The sequence below is a fragment of the Oleiphilus sp. HI0128 genome (genome assembly GCF_001635365.1).
In genome coordinates, this window is the sequence record NZ_LWGG01000073.1 from 1 (window position 1) to 780 (window position 780).

At 44.5% G+C, this 780-nt stretch carries 2 protein-coding genes; one reads left to right on the forward strand and one right to left on the reverse strand.

The genetic code is table 11. From position 1 onward, the window contains the following. Positions 1-4 precede the first annotated feature (4 nt). Positions 5-172: a D-arabinono-1,4-lactone oxidase gene (locus tag A3763_RS26600; protein WP_082880330.1), complete on the forward strand. Its 168-nt coding sequence runs from the start codon at positions 5-7 to the stop codon at positions 170-172. A gap of 25 nt (positions 173-197) precedes the next feature. Here A3763_RS26600 and A3763_RS00965 read toward each other — a convergent pair. Beyond that, a partial coding sequence (locus A3763_RS00965; RefSeq protein WP_197482661.1) for an Hpt domain-containing protein occupies positions 198-780 on the reverse strand: 583 nt, incomplete at its 5' end.

Genomic DNA, 780 nt, shown 5'->3' on the forward strand with positions numbered 1-780 from the left:
GCCAATTTTTCGAAAGTATGGAGGACGACCTCACTGGGGCAAGCTTAATACATTTAGCCGCGAAGAGTTCAAGAAAAGCTACCCAAAATGGAATGATTTTATTGAGCTAAGACGCAGCTTTGACCCAGAAAGCAAATTCCTGAATACCTACCTGAAAGACACCATCGCTTAAGGTCTAGCTAGCGCCGGGAAAGAGCCTATTCAGGCTCTTTCCAAGCCATCAGCATCTCACGGGTTTTAGGGTAAACATCCATAAATTCTTGATGCATAGGTAATATGTTTTCGATAGGCTGCCCGTCTTTGCAAGCTATCTCAATTTTCTTTGCTGCCTCAGCGAGCGCCAAGGCACTCAAATTGGCAGCAACGCCCTTTAGAGCATGCGCGCTATTTCCTGCCGCTTCCAGATCGCCTTTATCGATATCTGATTGCAGAGTATCAACATACTGCGGCATATCACTCAAAAACGAAGCTATCATAACTTTCAGGATTTTGGACTTCCCCATTACCCTGCGTAATACATCACTTTCATCCCAAATCTGCAACTCAACCCCCTTCGTTTCATCTGGTACTGCCTCTTCAACTATTGCAGAAGCCTCTTCACTTAAATCACAACTTTCGCTCACTTTTACAATTTCACCTACTTGGGCTGCCTTCTGATCAACACCCGCCACAAGGTGAAAATAGAGCTTTCTTTCCAAAACCTCAGTATCGATAGGCTTGGATAAATAATCATTCATTCCTGCTTCAAGGCAGCGTTCCTTATCGCCCTTCATTGCATTC